Genomic DNA, 15,601 nt, shown 5'->3' on the forward strand with positions numbered 1-15,601 from the left:
TCAACAATGAAGCGTAAGCGTTTTATGTAGAACGCCTGTGCGGTGAGTTCAGGTTCCGGGGAAATAGTGTCCATCCTTTTAATGGACACTATCATGGGCAATGGCTCTGTCACATTAACAACTACAGTTGCTGACCAGCCGGATGGATGATTTTTTTGCACCCAGAAGACGTTGCCTCCGATCCGGCTTACAACAAGTTACACCGTCACAACCGGGACGCGTAGCGCCAGCGCGCACATCAACTCATAGCCCACCGTTCCGGCAGCGGCGGCGACATCATCAATTTTGATCTCCTTGCCCCACAGCTCAACCGGCGTACCAATACCCGCCTGCGGGCAAGGCGTTAAATCGACCGCTAGCATATCCATCGAGACGGTCCCCACCGTCATGGTGCGCACGCCGTCCACTAAAACAGGGGTACCGGTAGGCGCGTGGCGCGGATAACCGTCGGCGTACCCTGCGGCGACAATGCCGATTCGCTGTTCATCGCGCGCAGTATAGCGACCGCCGTAGCCCACACGCTCGCCCGCTTTTAGCGTCTGGACACCAATAATCTCACTGCTTAGCGTCATCACCGGACGTAATCCGGTATTGGCGATATCACGCCACTGACCGGACGGCGAAGCGCCATACAAAATAATGCCAGGCCGAACCCAGTCAAAATGCGCTTCCGGGTGCCACAGAGTCGCCGCCGAATTGGACAACGAACGCCGACACTCCAGCCCCTCCGCCGCCTGCTCAATACGCGCCATCGCGCCGGAAATTCCATCAGGATGTTCCGCTTCGGCAAAATGCGACATCAGGGTCATTTCGCCAACATTCGCCATTGCCCGCAACTGCTGCCAGACGGTAAGCACGCGATCGGGCTGGAAGCCCAACCGATTCATCCCACTGTTCACTTTAAGATAAATATCCAACGGTGCTTTTAGCCGCGCATTTTGCAGTGCTTTGAGCTGCCAGTTGCTGTGTACGCAGGTGGTCAGGCGGTGCTGGTCATAAATCTCCAGATCCTGAGCATGGAAAAATCCTTCCAGCATCAGGATCGGTCCTTTCCAGCCGCGCTCACGTAACGTTATTGCCTCTTCCAGGTTAAGCAATGCAAAGCCATCGGTGGCCCCGAGCGCGCTCCAGATACGCTCAATACCATGCCCGTAAGCGTTCGCTTTTACCACCGACCAGACGCGCGCGTGCGTCGCGGCCTGGCGGGCAATGGACAGATTCTGTTTTAATGCCTGCAGATCGAGGCTGGCCTGTATCGGACGGGTCATCTCGTTTCCTTAGCTGTGTGCGCCATGTAAATGGCCCGGACGTGATGGCGTAAATCCACGGCTGTAGCGCGCTACGCTTAGATCCTCATATGGGATCGCTGGCGTGCGACCAGAGAGCAGATCGCTTAACAACTGACCGGAACCGCAAGCCATCGTCCAGCCGAGCGTGCCGTGACCGGTATTCAGCCACAGATTTTTAAAGCGTGTACGCCCGACAACCGGCGTGCCGTCTGGCGTCATCGGGCGCAGACCAGTCCAGAAAGTCGCCTGCTCGACATGACCGCCGCGTGGATAGAGATCGCGAACCACCATCTCCAGCGTTTCACGACGCGGTTGCAACAGCTCGGTATTAAAACCAACAATCTCCGCCATTCCGCCAACACGAATGCGGTTATCGAAACGGGTAATGGCGATTTTGTAGGTTTCATCAAGAATGGTGGATACCGGCGCACCATCTTCCTGCGCAATTGGAATGGTCAGCGAGTAGCCTTTCAGCGGATACACCGGAATATCAACAATGCCTTTGAGCATCGCCGTCGAGTAAGAACCAAACGCCATCACATACGCATCGGCCTTAATCACTTCATCGCCACACTTCACGCCGTAGATTTGCTCGCCGTCGCAAAGCAGTTGGTCAACGGGCGTATTAAAGCGGAATTTAACCCCCGCCTGCTCCGCCATCCGCGCCAGATTCTGGGTAAATAGCTGACAGTCTCCGGTTTCATCATTGGGTAACTGCAGGCCGCCCGTCAGTTTGTGCGCCACTTCTGCCAGCGCGGGCTCCACTTCCGCCAGGCGGCTGGATTCCAGCAGCTGATACGGTACGCCGGCATCTTCCAGCACGGCGATATCGCGGGTCGCATTTTCATACTGTTGTTCGGTACGGAACAGTTGCAGCGTCCCACCCTGACGCCCTTCATACTGAATATTGGTTTCGGCGCGCAATGCTTTCAGGCAATCACGGCTGTATTCCGCCAGACGCACCATCCGCCCTTTGTTTTCCATGTAGTGGCTGGTGTCGCAGTTACGTAACATTTGCCACATCCATTTCAACTGGAACTGCGTACCGTCGAGACGAACCGCCAGCGGCGCATGGCGCTGGAACATCCATTTAATCGCTTTTAAAGGCACACCTGGTGCCGCCCACGGTGCAGCATATCCGGGGGAGATTTGCCCGGCATTCGCGGCACTGGTTTCCAGGGCGGCCCCCGGCTCCCGATCAATGACGGTGACCTCATGTCCTGCCTGATTTAAGTACCAGGCGCTGGCAACGCCTACCACACCACTTCCCAGTATGACAACTCGCATAGCCACTCCGATAACGGTAGATACAGTAAAAGAATAATAATCTAATCACATCTTGATAACTCAGTTGAAAATATTATTCAACATACGGCTTTTTTATGGTGAGCTGGCTCACATCTCCCTGACTCTGCGGCAATATGGCGTCTTTAGTATCTCCTGCTGAACGCCCTTTTTATCCAGCATAAAATTCCGTTCAGAAGCGGATTAGTGGCACTCTGATAATAAGAAATCGCAAAGAAAAAAATTCTCCGGCGACGCGGTTTTTAACAGGTGTTCTATGCTTGAAATGAGGTGCTCCACACAGAGAGCGCCGACAACAATGAGGTGCGCGTATGGCGACGATCGATTCTATGAATAAGGACACCACACGTTTGAGCGATGGACCCGACTGGACGTTCGACCTGCTGGATGTTTATCTGGCAGAGATAGACCGGGTGGCGAAACTCTACCGGCTGGATACCTACCCGCACCAGATTGAAGTGATAACCTCAGAACAGATGATGGATGCCTACTCCAGCGTCGGCATGCCAATTAACTATCCGCACTGGTCATTCGGTAAAAAGTTTATCGAGACTGAACGGCTGTATAAGCACGGTCAGCAAGGACTGGCCTATGAAATCGTCATTAACTCTAACCCGTGTATCGCTTACCTGATGGAAGAGAACACCATTACCATGCAAGCGCTGGTGATGGCTCATGCCTGCTATGGGCATAACTCTTTCTTCAAAAACAATTACTTATTCCGTAGCTGGACCGACGCCAGTTCGATTGTCGATTATCTGATTTTTGCCCGTAAATATATTACCGAGTGCGAAGAGCGTTATGGCGTTGATGAAGTAGAACGGCTTCTGGACTCGTGCCACGCGCTGATGAACTACGGCGTGGACCGGTACAAACGCCCGCAAAAAATCTCGCTGCAAGAAGAGAAAGCCCGGCAGAAAAGTCGCGAAGAGTATCTGCAAAGTCAGGTCAATATGCTCTGGCGTACCCTGCCGAAGCGCGAGGAAGAGAAAACGGTTGCTGAAGCGCGCCGCTATCCGTCCGAACCACAAGAAAACCTGCTCTATTTTATGGAGAAAAATGCGCCACTGCTGGAATCATGGCAGCGTGAAATCCTGCGTATTGTGCGTAAGGTGAGCCAGTATTTTTATCCGCAAAAACAGACTCAGGTGATGAACGAAGGCTGGGCGACCTTCTGGCACTACACCATCCTTAACCATCTGTATGATGAAGGGAAAGTAACGGAACGTTTTATGCTGGAGTTTTTGCACAGCCACACCAATGTGGTCTTCCAGCCCCCCTATAACAGCCCGTGGTACAGCGGCATCAACCCGTATGCCCTCGGGTTCGCCATGTTCCAGGATATTAAACGGATTTGTCAGTCGCCAACGGAAGAAGACAAATACTGGTTCCCGGATATCGCCGGTTCCGACTGGCTGGAAACGCTGCATTTCGCGATGCGTGATTTCAAAGATGAGAGTTTTATCAGCCAGTTCCTGTCACCGAAAGTGATGCGTGATTTCCGCTTCTTCACCGTGCTGGATGACGATCGGCATAATTATCTGGAGATTTCCGCTATTCATAATGAAGAAGGTTATCGGGAGATCCGTAACCGGTTATCGTCGCAATATAACTTAAGTAATCTGGAGCCGAATATTCAGATCTGGAACGTGGATTTGCGCGGCGACCGTTCGCTGACGCTGCGTTATATTCCACATAATCGCGCACCGCTGGATCGGGGGCGCAAAGAAGTCCTGAAGCATGTGCATCGCCTGTGGGGATTTGATGTGATGCTCGAACAGCAAAACGAAGACGGCAGCATCGAGTTGCTGGAACGTTGCCCGCCAAGAATGGGAAATCTGTAAAAACAACAAAAAACCCCTCGTTTGAGGGGTTTGCTCTTTAAACGGAAGGGATTATCGCCCCTGAATGGCTAAATCACCCGGCAGATTTTTCTGCATCCGGTGCCAAATCTCGCCACTCTCATGCCCATAGCGACGCACTGTTTCGTACACCTGATCGTGCGCGCCTTCACTGCACAACGCCGACAGTTTGTGGTAGAAGCCCAGCGCCAGACTGCGCGCTTCCGGATTGGCGAAATAGTGACGACCAATACGCGTATACAGCCCTTTCATCCCGTTAAGAATCAGACCGTAAATCGGGTTGCCGGAAGCAAACGCCAGGCCGCGGAATATGTTGTAATCCAGCTCGGCAAAGGCATCGGCGTGATCGGCCACTTCATTAGCGGTAGCCAGCACTTCCTGCGCTTTATCGGGATGCTGACGAAACGCGGTGCGAATAAAAATAGTGGAAATATTGGTACGCACCGACAGCAAATTATCAATAAGCTGCGGCACACTTTCGTGATCCAGTCGCGCCAGTGTTTCAAGGATATTTAAACCGGAAGTTTCCCAGAAATTATTCACCTTCGTCGGCTTGCCATGTTGAATGGTCAACCAGCCATCTCGTGCCAGACGCTGTAACACTTCACGTAACGTAGTACGCGTTACGCCAATTAATTCTGAAAGTTCACGTTCTGCGGGCAAAATAGTCCCGGGAGGGAAGCGGTTATTCCAGATACTTTCAATAATGTACTCTTCCGCGAAACCCGCCGGGCTTTGCGCCTTAATGACCATAGTGAGATTTCCATAACACAGCAAAACAAAGTTGGACTCATCATACCAGAGGGCTAACTACGCTGATAGCAGACAAAAAGAAGAAAAAGGGATCAAGGCTTCATTTTCCGCATCTCTTTCCCCTTGACTATCAAGACTTGCCTCACTCCTGCCTGACCGTTAAGCTTTGCGTTTAAACATAAAAACATCATTGATTATTTGTAAGGTAAGGGAAACCATCATGGAGATCTCCTGGGGCCGCGCGCTATGGCGCAATTTTTTGGGCCAGTCCCCCGACTGGTACAAACTCGCCCTCATCATTTTCTTAATCGTAAACCCGTTAATTTTCCTCATCAGCCCTTTCGTCGCGGGCTGGTTGCTGGTAGCGGAATTTATTTTCACTCTGGCGATGGCCCTGAAATGCTACCCGCTGCTCCCCGGTGGTCTGTTGGCTATCGAAGCGGTATTCATCGGCATGACCAGCGCGGAACACGTCCGTGAAGAGGTGGCGGCAAATCTTGAAGTCTTGCTGTTACTGATGTTTATGGTGGCGGGTATCTATTTTATGAAACAGCTGTTGCTGTTCATATTTACCCGTTTGCTGTTAAGCATTCGCTCCAAAATGCTGCTGTCGCTCTCTTTTTGCGTGGCGGCTGCGTTCCTCTCCGCGTTCCTCGATGCCTTAACCGTCGTGGCGGTGGTGATCAGCGTTGCAGTCGGTTTTTATGGTATTTATCACCGCGTAGCCTCTTCCCGTACCGAAGACACCGACCTGCAAGACGATAGTCATATCGACAAGCATTACAAAGTGGTTCTGGAACAGTTCCGTGGCTTTCTGCGTAGCCTGATGATGCATGCCGGTGTCGGCACCGCATTAGGCGGCGTAATGACCATGGTGGGCGAACCACAGAACCTGATCATCGCTAAAGCGGCTGGCTGGCATTTTGGCGATTTCTTCCTGCGCATGTCGCCGGTGACCGTTCCGGTTCTGATTTGTGGCCTGTTAACCTGCCTGCTGGTAGAGAAGCTGCGTTGGTTTGGCTACGGTGAAACGCTGCCGGAGAAAGTCCGCGAAGTGTTGCAACAGTTTGACGATCAAAGCCGCCACCAGCGTACCCGTCAGGATAAAATCCGTCTGATTGTCCAGGCGATTATTGGCGTCTGGCTGGTGACTGCGCTGGCGTTGCATCTGGCGGAAGTTGGCTTGATTGGTTTGTCAGTCATTATTCTGGCAACATCATTGACCGGTGTCACCGATGAGCATGCTATCGGTAAAGCCTTCACCGAATCTCTGCCATTCACCGCACTGTTGACGGTGTTTTTCTCGGTAGTCGCGGTGATTATCGACCAACAACTGTTTTCGCCAATTATTCAGTTTGTGTTGCAGGCATCGGAACATGCTCAGCTGTCGCTGTTCTATATTTTCAACGGTCTGCTGTCATCCATTTCGGATAACGTCTTCGTGGGGACGATTTATATCAACGAAGCGAAAGCGGCAATGGAAAGTGGCGCTATCACGTTGAAGCAATACGAGCTGCTGGCGGTCGCCATTAATACCGGTACCAATCTGCCCTCCGTCGCTACGCCGAACGGTCAGGCTGCGTTCCTGTTCCTGCTGACCTCTGCACTCGCGCCATTGATTCGCCTCTCTTATGGCCGCATGGTGTGGATGGCCCTGCCTTACACCCTCGTCCTGACACTCGTCGGCTTGCTCTGCGTCGAGTTTACGCTTGCCCCTGTAACCGAATGGTTTATGCAAATGGGCTGGATAGCAACGCTTTGATAACAACTTACCGGGCATATAAATGCCCGGTTTGCCTTTTCGCCCGATAATTGTCCAATTGCGTCCTATTTTTGCTGCCTCCTGGTGGCGCAGCGAATGAATTGGTTTAAACTGCGCACTCTATGCATATTGCAGGGAAATGATTATGTTGCGATTTTTGAACCAATGTTCACAAGGCCGGGGCGCGTGGCTGTTGATGGCGTTTACTGCTCTGGCACTGGAACTGACGGCGCTGTGGTTCCAGCATGTGATGTTACTGAAACCTTGCGTGCTCTGTATTTATGAACGCTGCGCGTTATTCGGCGTTCTGGGTGCTGCGCTGATTGGCGCGATCGCCCCGAAAACTCCGCTGCGTTATGTAGCGATGGTTATCTGGTTGTATAGTGCGTTCCGCGGTGTGCAGTTAACTTACGAGCACACCATGCTTCAGCTCTATCCTTCGCCGTTTGCCACCTGTGATTTTATGGTTCGTTTCCCGGAATGGCTGCCGCTGGATAAGTGGGTGCCGCAAGTGTTTGTCGCCTCTGGCGATTGCGCCGAGCGTCAGTGGGATTTTTTAGGTCTGGAAATGCCGCAGTGGCTGCTCGGTATTTTTATCGCTTACCTGATTGTCGCAGTGCTGGTGGTGATTTCCCAGCCGTTTAAAGCGAAAAAACGTGATCTGTTCGGTCGCTAATCCATTCGGCGCTCCTGCGGGAGCGCTTTTTTCCTGCCGCTATATTTATTTGACCCTCAGTAAATCAGAACTTCGCGTTGTATAACGTGGTGAAAGCATGGCTCGCTTCATCTGCCATTGTTGCTGGATCCCCTGCCCGGCAAAATAGAGTGTTCCTCTGCCCTCTTTAGCATTCAGTGTATCCATTACCGTCATCAATTGCTCACTCCCGGGGCGCGGTGCGTTGTCATCGAATAAATTGAGCTGCGCGACTCCCTGACTGAAGAAATCCCCCAGCATCACGCCCGCTTTTTGGTAACGATGGCCCGCTTGCCAGATGGCATCCAGAGATCGCGTAGCAGCGTTAATGATATCCCTGCTGTCCTGAGTGGGCGTCAGCAGTTTTACCGACGCGCTATTGCCGTAATAAGGTTCATTGAGCGCAAATGGTGACGTCTTAATAAACGTGGAGATAAACCGACAATATTGATGCTCGCTGCGAAGTTTTTCCGCCGCCCGGGCAGCGTAACTACAAATGGCCTGCCGCATCGACGGATAATCCGTGATGCGTTCACCAAACGAGCGGGAACAGATAATTTCCTGCTTCGTCGGTGCAAACTCTTCCAGTTGCAAACAGGGTTCGCCGCGCAGTTCACGCACCGTTCTTTCGAGCACGACATTAAAATGTTTACGGATAAACCGGATATCTGTATCCGCCAAATCGAGAACGGTTTTGATCCCCATCGCGTCCAGTTTTTTGCTGATCCGCCGTCCAATCCCCCAGACGTCATCCACGGGGAGAGCAGACATTAATTTACGCTGGCGTTCCAGATTTGATAAATCCACCACCCCACCCGTCTGCCGCTGCCATTTTTTTGCCGCATGATTGGCAAGCTTAGCCAGCGTTTTGGTCTGGGCGATCCCCACGCCAACAGTAAGATGGGTACGTTGTAGCACCGTTGCGCGAATTTCTCTGCCAAAATCAGTCAGATCGCGACAATTACGCACACCTGTCAGATCGCAGAATGCCTCATCAATACTGTAAATCTCGACGCGGGGCGATAGCTCTTCCAGCGTCGACATCACCCGATTGCTCATGTCTGCGTAAAGCTCATAATTGCTGCTAAAGCAAACCACGCCACAGCGACGAAACAGATCTTTTTGTTTGAACCAGGGATCGCCCATTTTAACACCCAGCGCCTTTGCCTCGGCGTTTCGGGCAATAACGCAACCGTCATTATTCGATAAAACAACCACCGGTTTATCCCATAAATCAGGGCGAAACACCGTCTCACAGCTGGCATAAAACGCGTTTACATCACAGAGGGCAAACATCAGCGCATCGCCTTAACGACGTGGATCACCACACCAAAGACATCCAGCGTATCTTCACTACTGATGGTAATGGGCGAGTACGCGCTGTTCATGGGAATAAGCTGTACCGTCGGGCGTAGTTGCAATTTTTTCACCGTAAACTCGCCGTCAACAGCAGCGATGACAATATCACCATGGCTGGCGGTAATAGCGCTATCGACAATCAGTAAATCACCGTCACTAATTCCACCGTCAATCATAGAATCACCACTTGCTTTGACGAAGTAAGTCGCGCTGGGATGCTGGATCAACAGTTGATTCAGATCGATGCGCTGTTCAACGTAATCTGCGGCCGGTGAAGGAAAGCCACACTGAACAAGATCGCTAAATAGCGGAAAAGTCAAAATTTCGCGGAGATCCGCAGGCTTGATAAACAACATAATAATCTGCCTGAAGTTATACTGTTTTTATATACAGTAGTCTGTTCTTGCCAGCAGATCAATACTGATTCAGGCTATCAATATTTGTCGCTGCATAGACTGCTGATTTTTCGTTCTCTTATCCTGTGCTCACGCGGCCTTCTGGCGACGACGCTCATCCAGCAGAAATGAAAAATATCACCCGGCTAAAAAATAGAATAGAAGCATTCGCCATAATGACATTAAACATTGTTTGATATTTATCATATTAATAGAAATAAAGACATTGACGCATCCCACCCGGCTAACTATGAATTAGATTAAGTAAAATTTATTAATAGTTGTAAAACAGGAGTTTCATTACAATTTATATATTTAAAGAGGCGAATGATTATGACTGGAAATCGTTGCAGATAAAACGGTAGAAGTGGTTAAAAACGCAATCGAAACTGCAGATGGAGCATTAGATCTTTATAATAAATATCTCGATCAGGTCATCCCCTGGCAGACCTTTGATGAAACCATAAAAGAGTTAAGTCGCTTTAAACAGGAGTATTCACAGGCAGCCTCCGTTTTAGTCGGCGATATTAAAACCTTACTTATGGATAGCCAGGATAAGTATTTTGAAGCAACCCAAACAGTGTATGAATGGTGTGGTGTTGCGACGCAATTGCTCGCAGCGTATATTTTTCTATTTGATGAGTACAATGAGAAGAAAGCATCCGCCCAGAAAGACATTCTCATTAAGGTACTGGATGACGGCATCACGAAACTGAATGAAGCGCAAAAATCCCTGCTGGTAAGCTCACAAAGTTTCAACAACGCTTCCGGGAAACTGCTGGCGTTAGATAGCCAGTTAACCAATGATTTTTCAGAAAAAAGCAGCTATTTCCAGTCACAGGTAGATAAAATCAGGAAGGAAGCGTATGCCGGTGCCGCAGCCGGTATCGTCGCCGGTCCATTTGGTTTAATCATTTCCTATTCTATTGCTGCGGGCGTAGTTGAAGGGAAACTGATTCCAGAATTGAAGAACAAGTTAAAATCTGTGCAGAATTTCTTTACCACCCTGTCAAACACGGTTAAACAAGCGAATAAAGATATCGATGCCGCCAAATTGAAATTAACCACCGAAATAGCCGCCATCGGAGAGATAAAAACGGAAACTGAAACAACCAGATTCTACGTTGATTATGATGATTTAATGCTTTCTTTACTAAAAGAAGCGGCCAAAAAAATGATTAACACCTGTAATGAGTATCAGAAAAGACACGGTAAAAAGACACTCTTTGAGGTACCTGAAGTCTGATCAGCGATTATTCTCTCCATGTACTCAAGGTATAAAGTTTATCACATTTAAAAATACAGACGTTTTTTAAAGATTGAGAGTTACCTGTTGATAATAAGGTATCGGGTAACTCTCATTATGACAGAGCGCTTTCAAAAACAGGGCTACGAAATGGCGAGCATCCAGACGTATATTAAGAAAGCCCCATCAACATCTATTAAATTTATCACTGCGCCCAGTCAGGTTTATTTAAGATATGATCCTGCCAGTCAATCACTTCTGATTCTTTCACTGCGATATGACGCACAGAGATACGTTCACCATGCATTGCCGCTTTCGAACCAGTAAGCAGCGGATGCCACGCAGGTAAATCTTTACCTTCCGCCAGCAAACGATAAGCGCAGGTCATTGGTAGCCATTCGAATGTTGGCAGATTTTCACGGGTTAATTTAATGCAGTCGGGTTCAAACTCGAAACGACGTTCGTAGTTCCGACATTGACAGGTTTTAATATTGAGCTGGCGACAGGCGACGTTAGTAAAGTAGATTTCGTCGGTGTCTTCATCCATCAGTTTATGCAGGCAACACTGACCGCAACCATCACACAACGACTCCCATTCCGCATCGCTCATTTCGTCCAGGGTTTTACTTTGCCAGAAAGGTACATCGCTCATCAGGTGTTCCGCCATTACGTTAAAACGCACCTTATAACCAGTCTGGCACAGCGATGCAAGTTTTGCCGCCGCTTTCAGGCGGCAAAAAGTATTACAAAACGCGAGTTGTCAAAGAATGCCCATCGAAAGTGACTGTCAGCTCATCACCGCTTTGCAACGGGCCGACGCCATCAGGCGTGCCTGTCAGCACAACGTCACCGGCTTTGAGGGTAAAAAACTTGCTCATATAAGCGATCAGCGGAACAATTTTATGGATCATGTCCGCAGTCGAACCTTGCTGGCGTTGCTCGCCGTTTACGCTCAGGCCCAGCGTTGTATTTTGCGGGTCGCCGGTGAATTCCGCCGCGGGAATAAACCCGGAAAGCGGACAAGAGTTATCAAACGCTTTAGCCTTTTCCCACGGCTGCCCGGCTTTCTTCATTTTTCCCTGAACATCACGCAATGTCAGATCGAGCGCCACGCCATAACCGGCAATGGCTTTGCGGACATGCTCTTCCGTAGCCTGACGCAGCGTCGCGCCAATCAACACCGCCAGTTCGACTTCATGATGAACTGAACCGAAATCGGATGGGATCGCCAATGGCTGCCGCAGATCGCACAGTGCCGTTTCTGGTTTAATAAACAGCACTGGCTCTTCGGGCACTGCGCTGCCCATCTCTTTAATATGTTTGGCATAGTTACTGCCAACACAGACTACTTTACTCACCGGATAATCCAGCAGCGCACCTTGCCAGTTGTGATGTTGATACATAACGTTCCCCTCACCTTATCGTGGATATGAAAACCCGCGCCGACAAAGATAATGCCACCGCCGGATATCGGTTATTTGTTAGTGTCGTCTGTTTTCTGCCCCATGACGGAAAGATGTTGCTTCAGCAAATCTTCGGGTGGTGGCGGTAACTGCAAATAGTAACCTTGCTCGGTTAATGCCTGTTTAACCTTTTCAATATCGGCATTGACCAGTTTCTTCCGCCCATCCAGCGGCAGAATCATCGCTAACTGAGGCTGACCAAAACCTTTCATCAATTCCTCAGGAACACGCGAAAAATCGTCTTTTTTTTCGACATATAAATAGGTCTGGTCACGCTTGCTGCTTCGATAAATCACACAAAACATACTTTTACTCTTTAAGATGCCAGGTTTTGGCATAAGCTAACATCAATGAAACCCGCGCCACAAGCCAGCCAGCTGTAGATTTCTACGGTTTGTTGAGTCCATGCCCCCTTTATAAGTAATCCCCCCGGCAAAAATGCCGCGACGGGATTTTACCGAACGCAGGAAAGCCACTGGAATTCCCCCGTAAGGGATTGTTATATTATAACAGTTCATCGTACTCATTCTGAACAGGAGACTACCAATGAAAATCAAGAGCATCAGTAAGGCTGTATTGCTGCTTGCACTGCTAACCTCCACGAGCTTTGCTGCGGGTAAGAATGTCAATGTTGAGTTCAGAAAAGGCCATAGCAGCGCTCAGTACTCCGGCGAAATAAAGGGATACGATTACGATACATATACCTTCTATGCCAAAAAAGGTCAGAAAGTGCATGTGAGTATCTCTAATGAAGGCGCTGATACTTACCTCTTCGGGCCAGGAATCGATGATTCTGTTGATTTATCCAGATATTCCCCAGAACTCGATAGTCACGGACAATACTCACTCCCTGCTTCTGGCAAATATGAGCTGCGAGTGCTGCAAACCCGAAACGACGCCCGTAAAAACAAAACTAAAAAATATAACGTCGATATTCAAATTAAGTAAATGTCAACCGACGGGGACTCTCCCCGTCATAAACGTTGACGCCCCACTCCTCTCTGTCGCTCAAGAGGTTAATGACGAATAGAACATAATGTAAACAAGACATCACTCACGACACATAAATAACATCTTTGTGGTGGTTTGATTGATTTTTCCACTCCGCTTACCATCCACACCAAAATAACGATCATCACGACATAATTTTTCTTTAACATCGCAAAATACACCGTTAGCGAATGTAAATTCGCTGGGATCGTAGCCTTGTAATGATTGTAAGTTTTCAGCGGCTTTTTCGCCGAGATATTTCCTTGTTAACGCTGGGGAAATGCCATCTGAGTTCACACAAATATACGGGTCGCAAACAACGCCGCACGCCGGAGATTGAAGTCCGCCAGCGTCATTTCCAGACGCCATTGATGAGAACATCATCCCCACACCTGACAATCCGATATAAAAAATACGCATCATATTCATAGCACATCCTGATAATCCAACCGTACAACACTTATGCTCATTTCATCATCAATCCGTAATCAAAACCGCTGACCTGGACGAGTTACGATGACCTGACAGAAGTATCAGACGTCTTCTGCGGTTTCTATGATAGAGCAATTCTGTGGCGGATATTAAGATAACGGGTATCTGTTCTTTAATGATGCCGCAAAAAATGGAAAGTTAAGAAAGCCTGGCGTGGTGAAAAAATACACTTGCCTCAATACTGGATATTTAAACAGGTCTGGAGATGCTGTCACGATTAGGGTGCGGAAAAAGGAAGCGTAAATAAGAACAATCAAAAGTACGACGGCAATGGGTTGATTGACAAGGGTATTTTTTAAGCTATGAATCAGCGCCATTTATCACAGAATAGACTTTTACTCTGAATAAATGGGAGGGTGACTTGCCTCAATATAATCCAGACTATAACATGCCTTATAGTCTTCGGAACATCATCGCGCGCTGGCGATGATTAATAGCTAATTGAGTAAGGCCAGGATGTCAAACACGCCAATCGAGCTTAAAGGCAGTAGCTTCACTTTATCTGTGGTTCATCTGCATGAGGCAGAACCTAAGGTTATCCATCAGGCGCTGGAAGACAAAATCGCTCAGGCCCCCGCATTTTTAAAACATGCCCCCGTTGTACTCAACGTCAGTGCACTGGAAGACCCGGTAAACTGGTCAGCGATGCATAAGGCGGTTTCGGCAACCGGTTTGCGGGTTATTGGCGTAAGTGGCTGCAAAGATGCGCAACTTAAAGCCGAAATTGAAAAGATGGGGCTGCCTATCCTGACGGAAGGAAAGGAAAAAGCGCCACGTCCAGCTCCCACACCGCAGGCTCCAGCGCAAAATACAACGCCGGTCACAAAAACGCGTTTAATAGATACCCCGGTGCGTTCCGGTCAGCGTATTTATGCTCCACAATGTGATCTGATTGTTACAAGCCACGTTAGCGCTGGGGCCGAATTGATTGCCGATGGGAACATTCATGTCTATGGCATGATGCGCGGTCGTGCGCTGGCAGGGGCAAGTGGTGACCGGGAAACGCAAATATTTTGTACGAACCTGATGGCGGAACTGGTGTCCATCGCAGGTGAATACTGGCTGAGTGATCAAATCCCAGCAGAATTTTATGGCAAAGCGGCGCGACTGCAGTTAGTCGAAAACGCTTTGACCGTTCAACCGTTAAATTGATCCCTTTTTAACAAGGAATTTCTATGGCACGCATTATTGTTGTTACTTCGGGCAAAGGGGGTGTTGGTAAGACAACCTCCAGCGCGGCCATCGCCACTGGTTTGGCCCAGAAGGGAAAGAAAACTGTCGTGATAGATTTTGATATCGGCCTGCGTAATCTCGACCTGATTATGGGTTGTGAACGCCGGGTCGTTTACGATTTCGTCAACGTCATTCAGGGCGATGCAACGCTAAATCAGGCGTTAATTAAAGATAAGCGTACTGAAAATCTCTATATTCTGCCGGCATCGCAAACACGCGATAAAGATGCCCTCACCCGTGAAGGGGTCGCCAAAGTTCTTGATGATCTGAAAGCGATGGATTTTGAATTTATCGTTTGTGACTCCCCGGCAGGGATTGAAACCGGTGCGTTAATGGCACTCTATTTTGCAGACGAAGCCATTATTACCACCAACCCGGAAGTCTCCTCAGTACGCGACTCTGACCGTATTTTAGGCATTCTGGCGTCGAAATCACGCCGCGCAGAAAATGGCGAAGAGCCTATTAAAGAGCACCTGCTGTTAACGCGCTATAACCCAGGCCGCGTAAGCAGAGGTGACATGCTGAGCATGGAAGATGTGCTGGAGATCCTGCGCATCAAACTCGTCGGCGTGATCCCAGAGGATCAATCAGTATTGCGCGCCTCTAACCAGGGTGAACCGGTCATTCTCGACATTAACGCCGATGCGGGTAAAGCCTACGCAGATACCGTAGAACGTCTGTTGGGAGAAGAACGTCCTTTCCGCTTCATTGAAGAAGAGAAGAAAGGCTTCCTCAAACGCTTGTTCGGAGGATAAGTT

At 49.3% G+C, this 15,601-nt stretch carries 16 protein-coding genes; 7 read left to right on the forward strand and 9 right to left on the reverse strand.

The features are described 5' to 3' along the window. Nucleotides 1–197 precede the first annotated feature (197 nt). A complete protein-coding gene (dadX, locus tag ACU8XX_RS14580; RefSeq protein ID WP_096976316.1) occupies nucleotides 198–1,268 on the reverse strand; it encodes a catabolic alanine racemase DadX in 1,071 nt (356 codons plus the stop codon). Nucleotides 1,269–1,277: 9 nt separating this feature from the next. After that, on the reverse strand, nucleotides 1,278–2,576 hold the full coding sequence (dadA, locus tag ACU8XX_RS14585; RefSeq protein ID WP_001266908.1) for a D-amino acid dehydrogenase: 1,299 nt from the start codon (nucleotides 2,574–2,576) through the stop codon (nucleotides 1,278–1,280). A 329-nt stretch (nucleotides 2,577–2,905) separates the two neighbouring features. Between dadA and ACU8XX_RS14590 the strand changes: the two genes are divergently transcribed. Next, nucleotides 2,906–4,438 (forward strand): SpoVR family protein, encoded by a 1,533-nt coding sequence (locus ACU8XX_RS14590; protein ID WP_000190854.1) that lies wholly within the window; start codon nucleotides 2,906–2,908, stop codon nucleotides 4,436–4,438. A 51-nt stretch (nucleotides 4,439–4,489) separates the two neighbouring features. On the opposite strand, the gene fadR is transcribed toward ACU8XX_RS14590, so the two are convergent. Continuing rightward, a complete protein-coding gene (gene fadR / locus ACU8XX_RS14595; protein ID WP_000234823.1) occupies nucleotides 4,490–5,209 on the reverse strand; it encodes a fatty acid metabolism transcriptional regulator FadR in 720 nt (239 codons plus the stop codon). 220 nt (nucleotides 5,210–5,429) lie between these two features. On the opposite strand from fadR, the gene nhaB reads away from it, so the two are divergent. Together nhaB and dsbB are read left to right on the forward strand one after the other, a co-directional pair. Next, nucleotides 5,430–6,971, forward strand: coding sequence for a Na(+)/H(+) antiporter NhaB (gene nhaB, locus ACU8XX_RS14600; protein ID WP_000406391.1), 1,542 nt, complete (start codon nucleotides 5,430–5,432; stop codon nucleotides 6,969–6,971). A gap of 145 nt (nucleotides 6,972–7,116) precedes the next feature. Then, nucleotides 7,117–7,647: a disulfide bond formation protein DsbB gene (gene dsbB, locus ACU8XX_RS14605; protein ID WP_000943459.1), complete on the forward strand. Its 531-nt coding sequence runs from the start codon at nucleotides 7,117–7,119 to the stop codon at nucleotides 7,645–7,647. A gap of 45 nt (nucleotides 7,648–7,692) precedes the next feature. Here the strand turns inward: dsbB and umuC are convergent, their stop codons facing one another. Together umuC and ACU8XX_RS14615 are read right to left on the reverse strand one after the other, a co-directional pair. After that, nucleotides 7,693–8,961, reverse strand: coding sequence for a DNA polymerase V catalytic protein (gene umuC, locus ACU8XX_RS14610; protein ID WP_029404088.1), 1,269 nt, complete (start codon nucleotides 8,959–8,961; stop codon nucleotides 7,693–7,695). Further along, nucleotides 8,961–9,380 carry a translesion error-prone DNA polymerase V autoproteolytic subunit gene (locus tag ACU8XX_RS14615; RefSeq protein ID WP_000897370.1) on the reverse strand — a complete coding sequence of 140 codons (420 nt, stop codon included), beginning with the start codon at nucleotides 9,378–9,380 and terminating at the stop codon, nucleotides 8,961–8,963. Before ACU8XX_RS14615 ends, umuC begins: the two co-directional genes overlap by 1 nt. A gap of 376 nt (nucleotides 9,381–9,756) precedes the next feature. Between ACU8XX_RS14615 and hlyE the strand changes: the two genes are divergently transcribed. Continuing rightward, on the forward strand, nucleotides 9,757–10,665 hold the full coding sequence (hlyE, locus tag ACU8XX_RS14620; protein ID WP_240765522.1) for a hemolysin HlyE: 909 nt from the start codon (nucleotides 9,757–9,759) through the stop codon (nucleotides 10,663–10,665). 205 nt (nucleotides 10,666–10,870) lie between these two features. On the opposite strand, the gene ACU8XX_RS14625 is transcribed toward hlyE, so the two are convergent. From ACU8XX_RS14625 to ACU8XX_RS14635, 3 genes are all read right to left on the reverse strand, one after another. Further along, entirely contained in the window at nucleotides 10,871–11,317 is a 447-nt protein-coding gene (locus tag ACU8XX_RS14625) for a YcgN family cysteine cluster protein (RefSeq protein ID WP_001306825.1), read from the reverse strand. A 91-nt stretch (nucleotides 11,318–11,408) separates the two neighbouring features. Beyond that, complete coding sequence (locus ACU8XX_RS14630) at nucleotides 11,409–12,068, reverse strand: fumarylacetoacetate hydrolase family protein (RefSeq protein WP_000284273.1); 660 nt, start codon at nucleotides 12,066–12,068, stop codon at nucleotides 11,409–11,411. Between the two features lie 71 nt (nucleotides 12,069–12,139). Continuing rightward, nucleotides 12,140–12,433, reverse strand: a complete 294-nt coding sequence (locus ACU8XX_RS14635) for a YcgL domain-containing protein (RefSeq protein WP_001295992.1) — start codon at nucleotides 12,431–12,433, stop codon at nucleotides 12,140–12,142. Between the two features lie 241 nt (nucleotides 12,434–12,674). On the opposite strand from ACU8XX_RS14635, the gene pliG reads away from it, so the two are divergent. Further along, a complete protein-coding gene (gene pliG / locus ACU8XX_RS14640; RefSeq protein WP_000695220.1) occupies nucleotides 12,675–13,076 on the forward strand; it encodes a g-type lysoyme inhibitor PliG in 402 nt (133 codons plus the stop codon). Between the two features lie 102 nt (nucleotides 13,077–13,178). On the opposite strand, the gene ACU8XX_RS14645 is transcribed toward pliG, so the two are convergent. Next, nucleotides 13,179–13,547 carry a YcgJ family protein gene (locus tag ACU8XX_RS14645; protein WP_001056837.1) on the reverse strand — a complete coding sequence of 123 codons (369 nt, stop codon included), beginning with the start codon at nucleotides 13,545–13,547 and terminating at the stop codon, nucleotides 13,179–13,181. A gap of 519 nt (nucleotides 13,548–14,066) precedes the next feature. Here ACU8XX_RS14645 and minC point away from each other — a divergent pair. Then, entirely contained in the window at nucleotides 14,067–14,762 is a 696-nt protein-coding gene (minC, locus tag ACU8XX_RS14650) for a septum site-determining protein MinC (RefSeq protein ID WP_001301105.1), read from the forward strand. 23 nt (nucleotides 14,763–14,785) lie between these two features. Next, nucleotides 14,786–15,598 (forward strand): septum site-determining protein MinD, encoded by an 813-nt coding sequence (gene minD / locus ACU8XX_RS14655; protein WP_000101055.1) that lies wholly within the window; start codon nucleotides 14,786–14,788, stop codon nucleotides 15,596–15,598. Nucleotides 15,599–15,601: the final 3 nt, after the last annotated feature.

It is taken from the genome of Escherichia sp. MAL-1 (assembly GCF_052948035.1).

What these genes read in the sequence shown, in the direction of transcription:
- dadX (WP_096976316.1), bottom strand. Translation starts at nt 1,268, where the DNA reads ATGACCCGTCCGATACAGGCCAGCCTCGATCTGCAGGCATTAAAACAG.
- dadA (WP_001266908.1), bottom strand. Translation starts at nt 2,576, where the DNA reads ATGCGAGTTGTCATACTGGGAAGTGGTGTGGTAGGCGTTGCCAGCGCC.
- ACU8XX_RS14590 (WP_000190854.1), top strand. Translation starts at nt 2,906, where the DNA reads ATGGCGACGATCGATTCTATGAATAAGGACACCACACGTTTGAGCGAT.
- fadR (WP_000234823.1), bottom strand. Translation starts at nt 5,209, where the DNA reads ATGGTCATTAAGGCGCAAAGCCCGGCGGGTTTCGCGGAAGAGTACATT.
- nhaB (WP_000406391.1), top strand. Translation starts at nt 5,430, where the DNA reads ATGGAGATCTCCTGGGGCCGCGCGCTATGGCGCAATTTTTTGGGCCAG.
- dsbB (WP_000943459.1), top strand. Translation starts at nt 7,117, where the DNA reads ATGTTGCGATTTTTGAACCAATGTTCACAAGGCCGGGGCGCGTGGCTG.
- umuC (WP_029404088.1), bottom strand. Translation starts at nt 8,961, where the DNA reads ATGTTTGCCCTCTGTGATGTAAACGCGTTTTATGCCAGCTGTGAGACG.
- ACU8XX_RS14615 (WP_000897370.1), bottom strand. Translation starts at nt 9,380, where the DNA reads ATGTTGTTTATCAAGCCTGCGGATCTCCGCGAAATTTTGACTTTTCCG.
- ACU8XX_RS14625 (WP_001306825.1), bottom strand. Translation starts at nt 11,317, where the DNA reads ATGAGCGATGTACCTTTCTGGCAAAGTAAAACCCTGGACGAAATGAGC.
- ACU8XX_RS14630 (WP_000284273.1), bottom strand. Translation starts at nt 12,068, where the DNA reads ATGTATCAACATCACAACTGGCAAGGTGCGCTGCTGGATTATCCGGTG.
- ACU8XX_RS14635 (WP_001295992.1), bottom strand. Translation starts at nt 12,433, where the DNA reads ATGTTTTGTGTGATTTATCGAAGCAGCAAGCGTGACCAGACCTATTTA.
- pliG (WP_000695220.1), top strand. Translation starts at nt 12,675, where the DNA reads ATGAAAATCAAGAGCATCAGTAAGGCTGTATTGCTGCTTGCACTGCTA.
- ACU8XX_RS14645 (WP_001056837.1), bottom strand. Translation starts at nt 13,547, where the DNA reads ATGAATATGATGCGTATTTTTTATATCGGATTGTCAGGTGTGGGGATG.
- minC (WP_001301105.1), top strand. Translation starts at nt 14,067, where the DNA reads ATGTCAAACACGCCAATCGAGCTTAAAGGCAGTAGCTTCACTTTATCT.
- minD (WP_000101055.1), top strand. Translation starts at nt 14,786, where the DNA reads ATGGCACGCATTATTGTTGTTACTTCGGGCAAAGGGGGTGTTGGTAAG.